The following is an 18,465-nucleotide window of genomic DNA, read 5'->3' as shown; positions in this document are numbered from 1 at the left end:
TGAGATTCTCTACGGTTTGCTGAAAAGTTGAAATAGCGTTTGTCTAGTGAGCAACTAAAGTTAATCCGATGGATTTGTTGAGGTTGAAAATAAAAAGAGGAAAGGTCTATTTAGCCCTTTGTGCTGAGCGTACCTCGAACAGCCGATTAGGCCATGTTCAGAGATAATTGGGAGCAGAGTCAGCTGTCTGTCCCACTCTTTTTTAGAATTTACAGGATAGGAACTAATTTGAATGAGTATGTTTTTGGATACAGCTAAGATCAGCGTCAAAGCCGGTCGTGGCGGTGATGGTATGGTGGCTTTTCGCCGTGAGAAATATGTCCCTAACGGTGGACCGTGGGGCGGTGATGGCGGCAAGGGTGGATCGGTCATCTTTAAGGTCGATGAAGGTTTGCGCACTCTGATGGATTTTCGTTATAATCGTAAGTTCAAGGCTAAAAATGGGGAGAAGGGGATGACCAAGGGCATGCACGGACGTGGTGCCGAGGACCTCATTGTTGCTATTCCCCCCGGTACAACGGTGCGCGATGCTGAAACTGGCAAGATTCTGACTGATTTAGTTGAGAATGGTCAAGAATTCGTGGTTGCTAGAGGTGGCCGCGGTGGACGTGGAAATATCCGTTTTGCAACACCGCGCAATCCGGCACCGGAAATCTCTGAAAATGGGGAACCAGGAGAAGAACGTGAGCTGCAGTTAGAGCTGAAAATTCTTGCCGATGTTGGATTGGTCGGTTTTCCTTCGGTTGGGAAGTCAACCTTGCTTAGCGTAGTGACAGCAGCTAAGCCTAAAATAGGAGCCTACCACTTTACAACTATTGTGCCTAATCTTGGGATGGTACGTACTAAATCGGGTGAGAGCTTTGCTATGGCAGATCTACCTGGTCTTATTGAAGGGGCCAGTCAAGGTGTTGGACTTGGAACTCAGTTCCTCCGTCACATTGAGCGTACCCGCGTTATCCTGCATGTGATTGATATGTCTGCTTCTGAAGGACGTGATCCTTATGAAGATTACCTTTCTATTAATAATGAGTTGGAAACCTATAATCTTCGCCTTATGGAGCGTCCGCAGATTATTGTAGCTAACAAGATGGATATGCCTGAAGCACAGGAAAATCTCAAAATTTTTAAGGAAAAACTTGCTGCTAATTACGATGAATTTGACGAGTTACCAATGATTTTTCCAATTTCAAGTTTGGCTCATCAAGGCTTGGAAAATCTATTGGAAGCGACGGCAGAACTGCTGGATCAAACGGATGAGTTCTTGCTCTATAGCGAAGAAGATATGGAACAAGAAGAAGCCTACTATGACTTTGAATCTGACGAACAGCCATTTGAAATCTCGCGTGACGATGACGCGACTTGGGTCTTGTCCGGGGCTAAACTGGAAAAACTCTTTGTCATGACCAATTTAGAGCGTGACGAATCTCTTATGAAATTCGCTCGCCAATTGCGCGGTATGGGTGTTGACCAGGCTTTGCGTGAGCGCGGTGCTAAAGATGGTGATCTGGTTCGTATTGGCAATTTTGAATTTGAATTTGTGGATTAATTTCTCTTGGGACCTTGCTAGCTCGAAAAGCGAATCGTTTTTCTTACGCCGTAACCTTTTAGATAGAGAGTGCGGTGAAGACTGTGTATTAAATAGGCCGCTTTAGTCTGGTTATTTACTAATTCAAACACGTGAGGTATTTTTATGGGAGATAAACCAATATCATTTAAAGATAAGGATGGCAATTTTGTTTCCGCAGCTGATGTCTGGAATGCTGAAAAGTTAGAAGAATTATTTAACAAGCTTAACCCCAACCGTAAGCTACGCTTAGAGCGAGAAAAGAAGGATGCGGATCGGGCTGCTAAAAATAAAGAAGATAGAGAGTAGGGTAAAAACTCGTCCAGTATTCCTCTTTTGGAATAAACTCTAGGAGCAGTGGTTGACCGCTATCACTTGCATGGTAGTTAAACCTTAGTGGATTTGTTTAAGAGAGTACTTGAAAATAGGCCTATACTCCAAGATAAGAATTCAATTAGCAATGGGTCGATGCTAAAGCTCTTAACTACTGCGGTAAACAAACTGTACTGTCTAAAATAACACAAGACTGAACGTTTTTTCCTTCCTCTTGCTGGTATTTTTGAGAGAGTCGGTAAGCAAAGTTTTTCTTTTTAGAAATTCTTTATGATCAACTCTCATTCTACCAGTCATAAACTATAAAACGAACAATGATGAATTTCACATGATTAAAATTCTAACATTGTTCGTTTTTTGATTACGGCTGAGCTTGTGGCCCATGCTCTCCATTATTTTTGCCGGATAAGTTTATCTTTGGTTAGTTGATAAGTCGTCTGGGTTACTTGCTCAATAAAAGTGCGGTCATGCGAGATGCTGACGATAGCACCGGGATAGTCTGTAAGAAGTCGTCTGATTTCTGGTTGGGAAGTAGGAGAGAAGTGTCGGGTTGGTTCATCAAGGAGCAGGACGTTATTGCGTTCAAAGACCATCTTTGCCAAGAAAAGCTTGGCTTTTTGTCCGCCTGATAACTCACTGATAGGATGGAGAATTTCTTTGCGATTGAATTTGAGACTGGCTAGCAGTGTGCGTGCTTCCTCTTCACGGTCGGTTTGACTGAGGAAGTTTAGGGCTGTCTGGTTTTGGTCAATCGTTTCTGTGTATTCTTGGGGTAGATAGCCAACAGAAATGCCAGTCTTAGTCATCAAATCCTGATAGATTTTTCGGATGAGCATGGTCTTGCCAATCCCATTGCGACCGATGAGAGCGATTTTCTCTTGGCCTTTGATGACTAGGTCAATGACTTGGCCTGTGATTAGCTTTTCTGCGTGATAGGCTAGAAGTACTTTCTGAGTTGGCAGAGGCTCAATATCTGCAAAGAAGAGACCAATTGTATCGGGGTTGTCAGGTAATTCAGTGAAGTTTTCTGCTTCTCGGTTAAAACGTTTTTCCCGTGATAGCAGGTTCTTCATTTTTTTAGAAAGCAGGCGTCCTTGGACGTCATTCTTTGTGACTGTTAGGTCGTGTCGTACCGCAGACTTGGTACGATTGAGTTTTTCTAAGCGTTCTTGTTGCTTCTCGCGCTCTTTTCGTGCTATTTTTTCCTGCTTCATCCGTGCTTCCTGACGGTTGTTTTTGTAAGTTTTGTAATCAAGAGCAGAGCTGGTCGATTGAGCTTGACTTCCTTTTTTGATTTGCTCCAAGTGAATGATATGGGTCGCAGTCTTGCTGAGCAATTGTTCATCGTGGGAGATAAAAAGAATCGTCAAGGGGTTTTGGGCGATAAAATGTTCCAACCAAGTCAAGGTTTCTATATCTAAATCGCTAGACGGTTCATCCAGCAAGAGCAGGTCGGGTTGATGGGCTAGAATTTTTAAGAGCTGGAGTTTGATTTTTTCACCACCTGAAAGTTGTCCGACCGTCTGTTTGTCGTCCTCAAAACGCTGACTGTCAAAGTGCAGGGTTGCCGCGAATTGATAAAGCAGGTGGAAGTCGAATAAGTCATAGTTTATGTCTTTGTAGAGGTAGTCCCTAATAGATAATGGATTGTCTTCCTGAGGTAAGGTTTGAGGCAAGTAGCCCATGGCACAGAAGTGATTGACGATCTGTCCTGATACGTTGGCATAATTTGCAATGAGCTCAGGCGAATAGATGTATTGGAGCAGAGTTGATTTGCCAGTGCCTTCTTCCCCGATAATTGCCACCTTGTCACCGGCATTGATGGTCATCGTTAATTTTTCAATCAGAGTATGCCAATCTTTTTCTTGGATAATGGTTAAATTTTGTATTTGTAGCATAAAGGCCTCCGTACAAGGATTAAAAAACAAGTCTACCTTATCCAGTAGAACTTGTTTGGTTGCACAAAAAGACCAGAAACTAGTCAAGTATCGGAATCAGTGCACACAAAAATTTTCTTCTGGTTTAAGGATACCATCACTTTGGTGATTTCAATTCTAAACGAACCGGCATCAAGCAATAACCGTAAAGAATTGAAATCAAATGAGAAGAAAATTAATTGTTCAATGCACCCTTACCTCCGTCTTATTTGTTTTTATTATACCATAAAGTTTTGGTAGGACAAGGAGTAGAAGAAGATTATTAATCTTGGAAATACGAAAAACGCCTTGACATGGTACTGCACCCCAATGATGAGACGGAAGTTCTATTTTTAGGGAAATTATCAGAAATTTAACAGATTTTTATGATTTTTGGAGTATGATATTCTATCGTAGGGCATTAATATGAAAAACTACTATAGATATAGTTGTAGAGAGGTGAGGCTCTATGAATAGGCAGTAGCAAAAATGGAATTTAATGGAATTGAAGCGGTTATTTATAATCATAGTGAGGAGTCAAGAAGGATGAAAAGAAACTACTTAGTGTTGCTTACAGTTTTATGTTCCCTAGTTTTAACGGTTTTAGCTCTAGATGGACAAGTCCATGCTCATGGCCATCAGCAGTGGGGATATACGGGAAGCACTTCCCCAGAGCATTGGGGGGAGGTAACGGAAGATTACCAAGGAAACGGTCAAATGCAATCTCCAATTAATATTACAGGTGCTACCGATGTTGATTTACCTGCTCTTGATTTGCATAGTAAGGCATCTAAAGCTACTATTGAAAACAACGGCCATACTATTGAAGTTAGTTTCAAAGAACCCCAAAACACCCTAACTTTTGAAGGTAAAACTTACACACTTGAACAATTTCATTTCCATGCACCAGGTGAAAATGAAATAAATGGGCGTTCTTATCCTTTAGAGGGGCATTTTGTTTATAAAACTAAAGATGGTGAAATTACCGTTATTTCAGTCCTTTATCAGTATGGTAAGGAAAATGGAAAATTAAAGAAAATTTGGAAAAAGCTACCTAAAGCTGTCAATAAGCCAAGTAAATTATCCAAGGCAATTACTGTGAACAAACTCTTTCCTAAAAGCTTAGATTATTATAATTTTGAAGGTTCTTTAACAACTCCTCCCTGCACCGAAGGTGTTAACTGGATTGTTTTTAAAACACCAGAAACTATCAGTAAAAAGCAAGTGAATAAATTTTCTAAAACTATTGGTTTTGATAACAACAGGCCAATTCAAGATTTAAATGGACGTGAGATCAAGGAATAGTCATACTAGTAGCTGATATTTTGCAATTTCCCCTGAAAAAAGAACCTGAGACAGCGTCGCAGGTTCTTTTTGAGAGTCAGGCATTCAACACCTTGTCTAAAAATTCTTTGAGGCGGGGATGCTGAGGATTATCAAAGATTTGCTCTGGTGAACCGTCTTCGAGGAACTGACCGCCATCGGTAAAAATAACTCGGTTGGCTACCTTGCGGGCAAAGCCCATTTCGTGGGTGACAATCAGCATGGTCATTCCTTGCTCAGCTAAGTCTCGCATAACATTGAGAACATCGCCGACCATTTCAGGGTCGAGGGCTGATGTTGGTTCATCAAAAAGCATAATGTCAGGATTCATAGCTAGACTGCGAGCGATAGCAACACGCTGCTTTTGCCCTCCTGAAAGGCTTTCAGGACTGACGTCGCGCTTATCTGATAAGCCAACCTTTTCTAGTAAATCTATACCGACTTTTTCGGCCTCTTCCTTGGACATTTTTCCTAGTTCTATAGGAGCAAAAGTAATATTGTCCAGAACAGTCATATGTGGAAAAAGGTTAAAGTGTTGGAAGACCATGCCGATATTTTCGCGTACCTTATCGACATTAGTTTTAGGGTCAGATAGTTCATAGCCATCTACAAAGACCCGACCGCTTGTAATGGATTCTAAAAGATTCAGTGTTCTCAGGAAAGTTGATTTTCCAGAACCAGAAGGACCGATAATACAAACAACATCACCCTCCTTGAATTGGGCAGAAATTCCCTTTAATACTTCGTTTTCACCATAAGATTTATGGAGATCCTGCACATCAATTTTCAAGTCTGCCATTATTTAAGCTTCCTTTCTAATCGTTTTGCCAAGCGGGTCAATAGGGTAATGATAACCAGGTAGATAAGAGCTAAAATTGCGTACATTCGGAAGGATTGATAATTGCGGGCAATGATAATCTTACCTGTTTGGAAAAGTTCTACCAGACCGATAGCCGATACGATAGTGGTATCTTTGAGTGAGATGACGAATTGATTGATAAAGTTAGGTAGCATGACGCGCACAGCTTGAGGCAAAATAACCTTGCGCATAGTGGTGCGGTAAGGAATACCCAGACTGCGACTGGCTTCCATCTGACCTTTAGGTACGGCTTCGATACCGCCGCGGACAATTTCAGCAATGTAAGCACCGCCGTTGAGAGACAGAGCGATTGTAGCGGCAACGAAATCATTAATAGGAGACTGCTGTCCTGTAATAGATTCGATTAGATTTGGAATACCCCAGTAGATAAAAGCTGCTACAATCATAAGAGGAATACCGCGGACAACATCGACAAAGACTTGGGCGATAGTTCGAAGAGTTTTACTTGGAGCAACAGCCATCATACCAAAGATGACCCCAATGAGCATAGCAATAGCAAACGATAGGAGGGTCAAACCAACGGTAATCCATAAACCAGTTAGCAACTGCTTGTAGTTGTTTTGAATCAAACCGACGATAGTTGTTTCATCCGCTGATTTTTTCTTACTTTTATCCGTTGCTAAGTATTTGTTGACAATCTTATCGTATTTGCCCGACTTAACCAAGGCTGCCAGGCCGTTGTTGAACATTTGGACTAATTCAGGGTTAGAGCCTTTCTTAACTGCAAATCCAATATCTCCTGATGCCTCACCTTTGATTGGAGTTTTGAATTTACGACCTTGTTTGATAGCATACTTAAGGACAGCTTCGTCGTCCATAATAGCGTTAACAGAACCGTTTTGCAGGCTGTCATATAAGGTAGAGCCATCGTCATAGGCGCGGACCTTGAAGCCGTATTGATCAGCATGTTGAGTCAGCCAGTCATAAGAGGCCGTTCCCTTTTTGGCACCAACCGTTTGCCCTTTCAGGTCGGTGTATTGGTTAATCTTAGATTTTGAAGGCACCGCAACGGTAATGTTAGCGGAGTAATAGGCATCCGAGAAATCAAAGGTATTTTTACGTTCATCAGTAATAGTCATCCCTGCTATCACAGCGTCAGCTTGGCTGGATTGAACAGCATTGAGGGCAGCGTCAAAACCTGGATATTGCAGTTTTACCTTGAAACCTTGCTGCTTAGCGATGGCTTTAATTAATTCGACATCGATACCAGTGTACTTACCAGCGCCGTTTTGATATTCAAATGGAGCAAAAGAGGAATCGAGAACGATGGTGTAAGTATTTTTTACCGGTGTCGCTTTTTGGCTAGCATCACCAGTTAAGTCAAGCTTTGAAGAAGGCGTCGTTGAATTTTCATTAACGGTGTCTTCCAACCATTTTTTCATGATTTTGTCATAGGTGCCATCTTTTTTCATGGCTGCGAGTGCTTTGTTGAAATCATCAATTAAGTAGGCCTTTTTACTGCCTTTTTTAACAGCAAAAGCAAAACTGCCGACCGACTCACCTTCCATATTCATGTCGTATTGCTTGCCTTGCTTAATAGCAAATTGGACAACAGGTTTATCATCCATAGCAGCATCAACAGTCCCTTGATCTAGGCTGTTATTCATCAGATCGCTAGTATCAAAGGTTTTAACGGTGTAACCGTATTGATTGGCGTGCTCATCCAACCAGGTTTGGGCGGCTGTTCCGTTTTTAACACCGACTGTTTTTCCCTTTAACTGGTCATAAGAAGAAATACCAGTTGTTCCCGATTTAGTATAGACAACAATCGATGTGTCATAGTAAGTGTCTGAGAATTTAAAGACCTTTTTACGCGCATCGGTCACAGTTGTTCCTGCCATAAGGGCATCAGCCTGACCAGATTGAACGGCATTGACGGCTGCATCAAAACCAGGATAGGTCTGTTTGTAGTCCCAGCCTGAGCGTTTGGCAACTTCCTTGATGATATCAACATCAATTCCTTTGTAAGTTTGGTCAGAATCTTTAAATTCAAAGGGAGCATAAGCTGTATCCGACACAATTGAAATCTTATCGTCAGCTTTAACCGGCTCACTGAAAATAAAGAAGACTGACAGAACACTCAGAAGGAGTGTCAGCAGTTTATTCTTCATGATTGTCTCCTTATATGATAGTAAGATACACCTTCATTCTACCAGAAAATAGGGGGCTAGGCAAATTTTTGTCGAACTTGTGTCAGAAAACCTAACATAAGCTTGCTATCTAATAATTGGATTTGAGCTGTTGAACTGTGCTAAAATAGTAGTTGAAAATATATTAGAAAAGAAGAATGTTATGATTGATAGAACCGAAAATCATCAGTTTAAACTAGTATCAAAATACCAACCATCTGGCGACCAACCGCAAGCTATTGAGCAGCTGGTCGATAATATTGAGGGTGGTGAGAAGGCTCAAATATTACTAGGTGCAACAGGGACAGGAAAGACCTATACCATGAGCCAAGTCATCAGCAAGGTCAACAAGCCAACCCTAGTTATCGCTCATAACAAGACCTTAGCGGGTCAGCTCTATGGGGAATTTAAGGAGTTTTTCCCTGACAATGCTGTGGAGTACTTCGTCTCTTACTATGATTATTACCAGCCGGAGGCTTACGTCCCTTCGTCCGATACCTATATTGAAAAGGATAGCTCGGTCAATGATGAAATTGATAAGCTTCGCCACTCGGCTACATCAGCACTTTTGGAGCGCAACGATGTTATCGTTGTAGCCTCTGTAAGCTGTATCTACGGTTTAGGTTCGCCAAAAGAATATTCAGATAGTGTGGTCAGTCTACGGCCAGGTCAAGAAATCTCACGCGATCAGCTGCTCAATGATTTGGTTGATATTCAATTTGAACGCAATGACATTGATTTCCAACGGGGGCGCTTCCGAGTTCGGGGCGATGTGGTTGAGGTCTTCCCAGCCAGCCGTGACCAGCATGCCTTTCGGGTTGAATTTTTTGGAGATGAGATCGACCGCATCCGTGAGATTGACGCTTTAACGGGTCATAATATTGGTGAAGTAGACCATCTGGCGATCTTCCCAGCTACTCACTTTATGACCAATGAGGAACACATGGAGACTGCTATCCGTAAAATCCAAGCCGAACTGGAGCAGCAGTTGCAGCTCTTTGAATCCGAAGGCAAGCTTCTGGAAGCTCAGCGCCTCAAACAGCGGACAGACTATGATATTGAGATGTTGCGTGAGATGGGCTACACTAATGGTGTTGAAAACTATTCCCGTCACATGGATGGGCGCAGTGAAGGAGAGCCGCCTTATACCTTGTTGGATTTCTTCCCAGAGGATTTCCTCATCATGATTGATGAAAGCCACATGACAATGGGACAGATCAAGGGTATGTACAATGGTGACCGTTCCCGCAAGGAGATGTTGGTTAATTATGGTTTCCGTCTCCCTAGTGCTCTGGACAATCGCCCTTTACGCCGTGAGGAATTTGAAAGTCATGTTCACCAGATTGTCTACGTATCTGCCACCCCGGGTGACTATGAGATGGAACAGACTGACACAGTGATAGAGCAGATTATTCGTCCGACAGGACTCCTAGACCCCGAGGTTGAAGTTCGTCCTACTATGGGGCAGATGGATGACCTGCTGGGTGAAATTACCATTCGTGCCGAAAAAGGGGAACGTACCTTTATCACGACTCTCACTAAAAAGATGGCAGAGGACCTGACCGACTATCTCAAAGAGATGGGAGTCAAGGTTAAGTATATGCACAGCGATATCAAGACGCTGGAGCGGACGGAGATTATTCGTGATTTGCGCCTAGGAGTCTTTGATGTGCTCATTGGGATCAATCTCCTGCGTGAAGGAATTGATGTGCCTGAGGTCAGTTTGATTGCTATTTTGGATGCTGACAAGGAAGGCTTCTTGCGCAATGAACGTGGTCTCATCCAGACCATTGGTCGTGCTGCCCGTAATAGCCAGGGTCATGTTATCATGTATGCCGATACGGTGACAGAGTCTATGCAAAAGGCAATGGATGAAACCGCCCGTCGCCGACAAATTCAAATGGCCTACAATGAAGAGCACGGTATTGTTCCGCAAACGATCAAAAAGGAAATTAGGGACCTTATTGCTATTACTAAGACCAATGAAGAAACACAAGTAGCAGAGGAGATGGATGTATCGACCATGTCCAAGAAAGAACGTCAAGAGACCATCAAGAAGCTCCAAAAGGAAATGCAGGAAGCTGCCGAGCTGCTTGACTTCGAACTGGCCGCTCAGATCCGTGATATGGTACTGGAGCTGAAGGCTATGGATTAAGAAGATTGTTTGTCTCCCTTTAAAAAAGTAATAAAAACAGGGCTAATGCACAAGGCTAGCTCTGTTTTTTCTGACAAATAAAACCGATATAAGATGGAGTATCTTTGATAGTAATTTTGGTAAAACCTTGTTGGTTTAGTAGAGCAACAAAATCGTTTGGATCACTGTAGGCAGGTAAATGGTAATTAATTTTGTCCTTTTCGCTGCTGATAAGGAGCTGCCCGTCTTTCCTTAAAACACGTGCGCATTCTGCCAGACCTTTAGTGAGTTCATCCCAATAGATGTGGGTCTGTGTTGCCACAATGAGATCAAAACTTTGATTTGAAAAAGGAAGTACAGCGACATCAGCTAGGCTGAGCTGAACCTGGCCTTTTTGGATAAGGTGCTGGTTGACTTTGCTGGCTTGCTTATAGGCTTCTTTAGAAGCATCGATGCCGTAGATAGTTGATTTTTTAGCTAGGCTGGCTATCGTTTTGATGTTACTCCCACCGCCAAAACCAATATCCAGAATGGCAGCTTTTTGTGGAATATCTGTTAAATCGAGGGTCCACAGACTCAATTTTTGAAAATAAGAGGACCAGATTTTAGTGAGAATACGGCCAACAAAGCCAGAAGGTTTTTTCGATTGCGTAATTAAATAATTGATAAGAGTAGACATGATGGCTTTATTATAGCGATTTTTCTGCTAAAGTCAATGTTCATTAGTTAGTGGTCCGGTGCTTGGCAGGGATTTTGTGCAATTCTTAGGAATATTGGAGAGTAAAAATCAGTAGCAATATGAGTAGATAAGGCAGATTGAAAATAGGTTATGTCTTCAGAGCTAATTTATTGGTCGAAAAAGGCTTTGACGAATCGAAAAAACGGCTAGTGTGAATTGGTAAATGTAGCTTTGATAGAAATGTGACGGCTTAGTTATCTTTATTTTTGTCCTTGGTCGTGCTAAAATAAGATTTAATTAAAGCTAAAAAGGAAGTGTTGATATGCCTTTAGGCGTTATCGTAAATAGTCTCTCTATCATCTTGGGCGGCCTTTTGGGTGGCTCGTTCGGTCATCATTTGGATGATGATTTTAAGGGTAAGATGAACATGATTTTTGGTGTGTGTTCTATGGGAATGGGAATTGCTTCCATTACCAAAATGTCCTATATGCCTGCTGTTGTCTTTGCGGTTGTACTAGGAACCATTGTGGGGCTTGTGCTTGATTTTGACAAATGGATTAACCGAGGGGGCCTCTTTTTAGAGAAGGGAATGTCGAAAATTTTTCCTTCCAAGTCTGATTTGCCTAAAGAACGTTTTTTAGCTGATCTGGTAACAGTTATTGTTCTTTTTTGTGCCAGTGGAACTGGTATTTACGGTAGTTTGGTCAATGGGATGACTGGTGACGCCAGTATTTTGATTTCTAAATCGATTCTGGATTTTTTCACAGCAGCTATCTTTGCCTGTAATCTGGGGTATGTCGTTGCCGCTATTGCTTTGCCTCAATTTCTTATTTTTACGATTCTTTATTATTTAGCGGGCATTATTGTTCCCTTGACAACACAGGAAATTATTGGTGACTTTACAGCTTGTGGTGGTTTTCTCATGGTGGCAACAGGTTTCCGAATTATTCAAGTCAAGATGTTCCCAACGGCTGATATGATTCCAGCTATGCTGCTGGTTATGCCTATTAGTTGGGGTTGGGTCAGTTGGATTTTACCATTACTGTAAGGAGGCAAAGTCATGGCACGCAGTCAGGAAGTTATTTTAACTAATATGTGTTTGATTGAGGACGGTAAGGGAAATATTGTCATGCAATTTCGCGATCCTGAGCGATATTCTTGGTCTGGGGTAGCTCTGCCGGGCGGACACGTCGAAGTAAGAGAGTCCCTTCACGATGCTGTTGTCCGTGAGATTTTTGAAGAGACTGGTCTGACCATCCAGCATCCTCAATTAGTGGGGATGAAGCACTGGTATACAAATGAAGGCATCCGTTATCTGGTTTTTCTCTACAAGGCTTCTTTCTATTCAGGGGAACTACGTTCATTAGAGGAGGGAGAAGTTAAATGGGTCAATCGTAAAGACCTGCCGCACATGGATTTAGCCTACGATATGCTTAACCTTTTACGTGTTTTTGATGAAGATAGATTGTCGGAGTACGTCTATGAGGATCAAGAAGACGGCAATCGTCGTAAAAATTTTTATTGAAGCATCTATCCGATCTCGGCTTGACAGATGTATTTTTATAATCTAAAATAGTATAAAAATAAATTTTGACTGTATACCAGTCAGTTGAATGGTGAGAATATGTCAGTGAAAAAGCTATTGGCGCTAACCACGATTTTTATGACAGCTTTTGTCTTAGTAGCCTGCGGTGCTTCCAAATCATCCAAATCTAAGGATACATCGCTGAGTGATGTTCAAAAGAGTGGGACTTTGGTTGTGGCTACTAGTCCGGATTTTGCTCCTTTTGAATTTAAACGTCTGGAAAATGGTAAAGATACTGTTGTTGGTATTGATGTCGAATTGTCCAAAGAAATTGCTAAAGAATTGGGTGTTGACGTGCACTTTTTGACGGTGTCATTCACTAATGTTTTGGGCAGTGTGTCTATTGGTAAGGCTGACTACGGTATTTCTGGCATTTCTGTTACTGAGGATCGTAAGGATTCTTTTGAGTTTACAGAACCCTACTTTGAATCCAAAAATGTTATTGTTGTTCGTAAGTCTGAATTAGCCCAGTATACATCAGTGGATGATTTTTCAGGTCACTCTGTCTCAGCTCAGAAGGGAACGATTCAAGAAGGCGTCCTAGCAGATCAAATTCCCAAGGCATCGGCTGTTTCCTTAACTCAAAACAGTGAAGGAATTAACGAGTTAAAGCATGGTCAAATTGATGGGATTGTCATGGAAAGTGCTATTGCACAGGGCTATATTTCTAATAACGATGATTTGGCTGTTGCCAATATCACTTTGAAGAAGGTTGATGGCAGTTCTTATGCTATTGCCCTACCTAAAGGTTCCATTGCCCTTCGTGATAAGCTTAATCAAATTATCACAAGGTTGAAAAAAGAAGGCAAGATTGATCAATATGTTCAAAAAGCTAATGCTGAGTCAGAGGTTGGATAGGAATTATTTAGTAATATCTCGGTATTCCTAAAATGAGGGAACGGGTTTCAATTGGTTGCAATCATAAATTGATATTATAGGCGAAAGAGTAGGAAAAATTTTCTTCTCTTTTTATTTTTTAACAGGTAACAGTTGACTTTACTAGGAAATTTAGGTATGCTACTAGGGAACGAAAAATCGTTACATTAGTCTTGGGGAGGTGAAATCCATGGCAAAAACAGTGGTACGTAAAAATGAATCACTTGACGATGCTCTTCGTCGTTTCAAGCGTTCAGTCACAAAAGCGGGAACTCTTCAAGAAGCTCGTAAACGTGAACACTATGAAAAACCTTCTGTAAAACGTAAACGTAAATCAGAAGCTGCTCGCAAGCGTAAAAAATTCTAAGCGTGGCTAAACTGAAGCTTGAGTTGGACTCAAGCTTTTTTACATCTTAATTTTGTTAAAACACATGCCGACATCACCCTCATGTGTGTTTTCCCTGATGACTAGCCTTGCTAGTTTTATTCATAAACAATTGTGTTAGATAGTAAATTTTAGAGTAAAAAAGGAGTACCGATATCTAAGTATCAGTACTCTTTTCCTATCTTAGGTTAGGCATCTCAGTTGCTGTCTAGGTCTTATTTCTTAGCTAAAAGATCACGAATTTCTGTGAGCAATTCTTCCTGTGAAGGTCCAGCAGCTTCGGCAGCCTCATCTTCTTGTTTTTTGTTAAGGGCGATAGCTTTATTGCCAGCTTTAACTACAAAGAAGAGAGTCGTTCCGACGATAAGGAAGTTGATCACGGCACTTAAGAAGCTTCCGTAAGTAATTCCGTTCCAAGTCAGTTTGGAGAGATTTTCAACGCCAGCGGCTTTAACAACTGGGTTTAAAATCACTGGAGTGATGATGTCGCTTACTAGCGATGTGATGATGGCATTGAAAGCAGCCCCCATAACAACGGCTACAGCAAGATCAAGGACATTGCCCTTAAACAAAAAGTCTTTTAATTCTTTAATCATTGTGATAAATAGAATCCTTTCAAATTTTTACTTGAAGAGTATAACTAAATAACTAGACAAAGTCAAGGTAGTTGTCTAAAAACTGTAAATGTTAATTTTAGTTAATATTTTTGTGAGTTTTGAAAAGAGTTTGTTATGCTGATTCAGATAATTTACAAGATAGTCTAGAAATGCTATAATAAGGGGTAAAACTAAAATTATTGTCTTAGTCGGGAGGTGGTAGCTTGGCCGTTGATAAAGAGATGATTGCTGACATAAAAGCAAATGTCAATATTGTTGATGTTATCGGTGAAGTTGTCAGTCTTACCAAGGCTGGCCGTAATTATCTTGGACTTTGTCCCTTCCACCAAGAAAAAACACCGTCTTTTAATGTTATTGAGGATAGACAGTTCTTTCATTGTTTTGGCTGTGGCAAGTCCGGTGATGTTTTTAAGTTTCTGGAGGAGTATCGTCATGTAACTTTTTTGGAGAGCGTCAAGATTTTAGCTGAGCGAATTGGAATGGATCTGGTTATTGATACTCCCGTTCAGAGCCAGCAGCATCGCCATCCCCAGCAAAAGCTGTTTGACATCAATCAGGATGCCAGTAAGTTTTATCACGCTGTTTTGTTGACCACTAAAGTGGGGGAGGCTGCTAAACAGTATCTCTACCGGCGGGGGTTGACGGATCAGATGATTGACTATTTCAATATCGGTTTGGCACCTGATGAGGTTAATTATCTCTATCAGAGTTTATCATCTCGTTATGATGAGGAGACTATTCTTAACTCGGGATTGTTTAATCTCTCAGAACGAGGAGGGATCTTTGACAGTTTCCGAAATCGGATTATGTTCCCTCTGACGGATGAAAATGGCTATGTTATCGGCTTTTCGGGGCGAATCTGGACAGAAACTTCCGATCATAAAAGAGAAGCTAAGTATAAAAATACGCGTTCGACACCTATTTTTAACAAATCCTATGAACTTTATCATCTAGACAAGGCCAAACCAGTAATGGCTAAGAGCCATGAAGTTTATTTGATGGAAGGCTTTATGGATGTTATCGCTGCTTATCGGGCAGGGATTGAGAATGCGGTGGCTTCTATGGGCACGGCTTTGACTTCGGAGCATGTCAATCATTTAAAAAAATTTACGAAAAAGGTAATTTTAACTTATGATGGTGATAAGGCCGGCCAGAATGCTATCGCTAAATCACTGAAGATTTTGGATGATTTGACGGTGGAGATTGTCCGCATTCCTAATCAGATGGACCCCGATGAATTTATAGCAGCAAATTCAAAAGAGGAGTTGGCTAAACTCCTGACACAGTCGCGAATTTCTAGTACAGAGTTTTGGATTCATTACCTCAAACCTGATAATGTCGATAATTTGCAGGCTGAAATTACTTATGTGGAACAGATCGCTGAGATTATTGCAGGTGTAACATCTATCACAGCGCAAAATACCTATATCAATATGGTAGCTGAACTTTTGCCAGACTTTGATTATTTTCAAATTGAGCAGTCCGTTAATAATGAGCGTTTGAAATTGCGTGCTTCTAGAGGAGGCGCGGTTCAGGAAAGATCTGTTCAAGTGCAGGGGCCTTTGATAACAGAGCTGCCAGCAACTAAAAGTTTGACAGCTATGCAGCGAGCGGAGAATCAGCTGTTTCATCGCCTCCTGCATCATGAATACCTACTAAATGAGTTTAGACACCGTGATGATTTTTCCTTTGATAGTCCTCAGTTACAGAAGCTCTATCAATTGCTGTGCAGACAAGGAGAAATTTCAGATCTTGATTTAGCAGATATGTCGGAAGATTTGCGGCAGGCTTATTACCAAGTTTTAGAAGAATCGTTGCCCGAGGAGATTGCTGAGGACGAGATAAATCTTTTAGAAAAGCGAATAGATCAGTATCGGCAAGAACGAGACTTGCGTAAGCGTGGTAAATTGATTCGTGAGACTAGTAATCATGGTGACACAGAACGTGCCACGATGGAATTAGAGGCTTTTATTGCCCAAAAAAGAAGTATGGAATAGAGGAAACTATGGCAAGTAAACAATCAAATACAACCTTTAATGTACAAGTAGCAGACTTTATCCGCAACCACAAGAAGGAAGGGACAGCAATTGATGATGAGGTGACAGAGAAGTTAGTCATCCCCTTCGTGCTTGACGCCGATCAGATTGATGATCTGTTGGAACGTCTGACAGATGGCGGCATCTCTATCACTGATAAGGATGGCAATCCATCTAGTAAATATGTAGTTGAGGCACCAACACCTGATGAGTTGACGGATGAGGAGCTTATTGGTAGCAATTCAGCCAAGGTTAACGATCCTGTTCGGATGTATTTGAAAGAAATCGGAGTTGTCCCGCTTTTAAGCAATGATGAGGAAAAAGATCTAGCTGTCGCGGCAGCGGAAGGAGATCTGCAAGCTAAGCAGCGTCTAGCTGAAGCCAATTTGCGTTTGGTTGTCTCTATTGCTAAGCGTTATGTCGGTCGCGGTATGCAGTTTCTTGACCTGATTCAAGAAGGGAATATGGGTCTTATGAAGGCGGTTGATAAATTTGACTATTCTAAGGGGTTCAAATTTTCAACTTACGCTACTTGGTGGATACGTCAGGCTATTACTAGGGCCATTGCTGATCAAGCACGAACTATTCGAATTCCAGTGCACATGGTTGAAACCATTAACAAGCTGGTTCGTGAGCAGCGCAATCTCTTGCAGGAATTAGGCCAAGATCCGACTCCGGAGCAGATTGCAGAGCGCATGGATATGTCTCCAGATAAGGTTAGGGAAATTTTAAAAATTGCTCAAGAGCCTGTCTCTCTAGAAACACCAATTGGTGAAGAAGATGACAGCCATTTGGGGGATTTTATCGAAGATGAAGTGATTGAAAACCCCGTTGATTATACAACGCGTATTGTCCTTCGGGAACAATTGAACGAAGTTCTCGATACTTTGACTGACCGCGAGGAAAATGTCCTTCGTCTGCGCTTTGGATTAGATGACGGCAAGATGCGTACGCTTGAAGATGTGGGTAAGGTCTTTAATGTTACGCGTGAACGCATTCGCCAAATCGAAGCTAAAGCGCTACGTAAATTACGTCATCCAAGCCGCAGTAAGCAGCTTAAAGACTTTATGGAGGATTAAAACAGTCCAGTGGACTGTTTTAACCGCTCCTGGGAAATTGGAGAGGAGCGAAAGTCCAGTGGACTGTTTTAACCGCTCCTGGGAAATTGGAGAGGAGCGAAAGTCCAGTGGACTGTTTTAACCGCTCCTGGGAAATTGGAGAGGAGCGAAGAAGTACCAGTGGACTGTTTTAACCGCTCCTGGAAAATTGGAGAGGAGCGAAGAAGTACCAGTGGACTGTTTTTACTTAAGTTTTAAAATCAGAAAGAGTCTACCTAAGTCTGAGACAAGGTATTGACTGTCTCCTTCTAATTTTTGGGAAGTGAACTGCTGATCATTTGACGTTCGCTTAAAAATAAATGGCAAAAGCAATGATGTCTAGTGGAAGTTCTGCTGGAGATTGGCTACTGCCGTTTGAAAATAAAAATAGTAGCTGCACACTATTCGTAAATTAGCGTAAGCAGGGGCGTTTTGCTAGGATAATGCTTGAGGAGGATGAATTAAATGTCAGAAAAAACATACACACCTGAAGAAGTCGAAAAAATTAAGGATCATATCCTTGAAGTATTAGAAATGGTTATTGATCCTGAGTTGGGTATCGATATTGTCAATCTCGGCTTAGTTTATGAAATTCGTTTTGAAGAAGATGGCTACACTGAAATTGATATGACTTTGACAACAATGGGCTGCCCCTTAGCTGATCTGCTGACTGATCAGATTTACGATGTTATCCGTGAAGTTAAGGAAGTTACCAAGGTAGAAGTTAAATTGGTGTGGACTCCAGCTTGGACAATTGAGCGAATGAGTCGTTATGCCCGTATTGCGCTGGGAATTCGATAAATCAAAGAGTGTGAGTAATTCATGGAACTCACGAAAAGGCGAACAGCAGTTGCTAGAGTTTATTATTTACAGATCTGGGTGTTCCAAGGTAGGCTATAGCGAAAATGATT

General features: G+C 41.6%; 16 protein-coding genes. 11 read left to right on the top strand and 5 right to left on the bottom strand.

Annotated elements, in window-relative coordinates; genetic code table 11:
* Positions 1 to 232: 232 nt before the first annotated feature.
* Both obgE and ACVR1G_RS06460 read left to right on the top strand, forming a co-directional pair.
* Positions 233 to 1,546, top strand: coding sequence for a GTPase ObgE (obgE, locus tag ACVR1G_RS06465; protein WP_447452373.1), 1,314 nt, complete (start codon positions 233 to 235; stop codon positions 1,544 to 1,546).
* A gap of 144 nt (positions 1,547 to 1,690) precedes the next feature.
* Positions 1,691 to 1,873, top strand: coding sequence for a hypothetical protein (locus ACVR1G_RS06460; RefSeq protein ID WP_447452372.1), 183 nt, complete (start codon positions 1,691 to 1,693; stop codon positions 1,871 to 1,873).
* A gap of 416 nt (positions 1,874 to 2,289) precedes the next feature.
* On the opposite strand, the gene ACVR1G_RS06455 is transcribed toward ACVR1G_RS06460, so the two are convergent.
* Positions 2,290 to 3,795 (bottom strand): ATP-binding cassette domain-containing protein, encoded by a 1,506-nt coding sequence (locus ACVR1G_RS06455; protein WP_447452371.1) that lies wholly within the window; start codon positions 3,793 to 3,795, stop codon positions 2,290 to 2,292.
* Between the two features lie 534 nt (positions 3,796 to 4,329).
* Here ACVR1G_RS06455 and ACVR1G_RS06450 point away from each other — a divergent pair.
* Complete coding sequence (locus tag ACVR1G_RS06450; protein ID WP_447452439.1) at positions 4,330 to 5,118, top strand: carbonic anhydrase; 789 nt, start codon at positions 4,330 to 4,332, stop codon at positions 5,116 to 5,118.
* A gap of 76 nt (positions 5,119 to 5,194) precedes the next feature.
* On the opposite strand, the gene ACVR1G_RS06445 is transcribed toward ACVR1G_RS06450, so the two are convergent.
* A complete protein-coding gene (locus ACVR1G_RS06445) occupies positions 5,195 to 5,935 on the bottom strand; it encodes an amino acid ABC transporter ATP-binding protein (protein WP_447452370.1) in 741 nt (246 codons plus the stop codon).
* Positions 5,935 to 8,127 (bottom strand): ABC transporter substrate-binding protein/permease, encoded by a 2,193-nt coding sequence (locus tag ACVR1G_RS06440; protein ID WP_447452369.1) that lies wholly within the window; start codon positions 8,125 to 8,127, stop codon positions 5,935 to 5,937. The genes ACVR1G_RS06445 and ACVR1G_RS06440 overlap by 1 nt, the downstream gene beginning before the upstream one ends.
* A 181-nt stretch (positions 8,128 to 8,308) precedes the next feature.
* Here ACVR1G_RS06440 and uvrB point away from each other — a divergent pair, with 181 nt between their 5' ends.
* Entirely contained in the window at positions 8,309 to 10,300 is a 1,992-nt protein-coding gene (gene uvrB / locus ACVR1G_RS06435) for an excinuclease ABC subunit UvrB (protein WP_447452368.1), read from the top strand.
* Positions 10,301 to 10,355: 55 nt separating this feature from the next.
* Here uvrB and ACVR1G_RS06430 read toward each other — a convergent pair whose 3' ends face one another.
* Positions 10,356 to 10,958: a class I SAM-dependent methyltransferase gene (locus ACVR1G_RS06430; RefSeq protein WP_447452367.1), complete on the bottom strand. Its 603-nt coding sequence runs from the start codon at positions 10,956 to 10,958 to the stop codon at positions 10,356 to 10,358.
* Positions 10,959 to 11,280: 322 nt separating this feature from the next.
* Between ACVR1G_RS06430 and ACVR1G_RS06425 the strand changes: the two genes are divergently transcribed.
* From ACVR1G_RS06425 to rpsU, 4 genes are all read left to right on the top strand, one after another.
* On the top strand, positions 11,281 to 12,006 hold the full coding sequence (locus tag ACVR1G_RS06425) for a DUF554 domain-containing protein (protein WP_447452366.1): 726 nt from the start codon (positions 11,281 to 11,283) through the stop codon (positions 12,004 to 12,006).
* A gap of 12 nt (positions 12,007 to 12,018) precedes the next feature.
* Positions 12,019 to 12,483 (top strand): 8-oxo-dGTP diphosphatase, encoded by a 465-nt coding sequence (locus ACVR1G_RS06420; protein ID WP_447452365.1) that lies wholly within the window; start codon positions 12,019 to 12,021, stop codon positions 12,481 to 12,483.
* A 99-nt stretch (positions 12,484 to 12,582) separates the two neighbouring features.
* Positions 12,583 to 13,401, top strand: coding sequence for a transporter substrate-binding domain-containing protein (locus ACVR1G_RS06415; RefSeq protein ID WP_447452364.1), 819 nt, complete (start codon positions 12,583 to 12,585; stop codon positions 13,399 to 13,401).
* Between the two features lie 208 nt (positions 13,402 to 13,609).
* Positions 13,610 to 13,786 (top strand): 30S ribosomal protein S21, encoded by a 177-nt coding sequence (gene rpsU, locus ACVR1G_RS06410; protein ID WP_002963309.1) that lies wholly within the window; start codon positions 13,610 to 13,612, stop codon positions 13,784 to 13,786.
* Between the two features lie 233 nt (positions 13,787 to 14,019).
* On the opposite strand, the gene mscL is transcribed toward rpsU, so the two are convergent.
* The gene (mscL, locus tag ACVR1G_RS06405) at positions 14,020 to 14,400 is read right to left on the bottom strand and encodes a large conductance mechanosensitive channel protein MscL (protein ID WP_447452363.1); all 381 of its coding nucleotides are present in this window, start codon (positions 14,398 to 14,400) and stop codon (positions 14,020 to 14,022) included.
* Between the two features lie 242 nt (positions 14,401 to 14,642).
* Here mscL and dnaG point away from each other — a divergent pair, with 242 nt between their 5' ends.
* The 3 genes from dnaG to ACVR1G_RS06390 all read left to right on the top strand — a co-directional run bounded on the left by dnaG (position 14,643) and on the right by ACVR1G_RS06390 (position 18,355).
* A complete protein-coding gene (gene dnaG, locus ACVR1G_RS06400) occupies positions 14,643 to 16,418 on the top strand; it encodes a DNA primase (protein ID WP_447452438.1) in 1,776 nt (591 codons plus the stop codon).
* Between the two features lie 8 nt (positions 16,419 to 16,426).
* Entirely contained in the window at positions 16,427 to 17,536 is a 1,110-nt protein-coding gene (rpoD, locus tag ACVR1G_RS06395; RefSeq protein WP_447452362.1) for an RNA polymerase sigma factor RpoD, read from the top strand.
* A gap of 483 nt (positions 17,537 to 18,019) precedes the next feature.
* Positions 18,020 to 18,355: a metal-sulfur cluster assembly factor gene (locus tag ACVR1G_RS06390; protein WP_447452361.1), complete on the top strand. Its 336-nt coding sequence runs from the start codon at positions 18,020 to 18,022 to the stop codon at positions 18,353 to 18,355.
* Positions 18,356 to 18,465 lie beyond the last annotated feature (110 nt).

The organism is Streptococcus dentasini, assembly GCF_053206945.1.
Note: the sequence above shows the minus strand (reverse complement) of the source record. Positions and strands in the feature narration are given on the sequence as shown.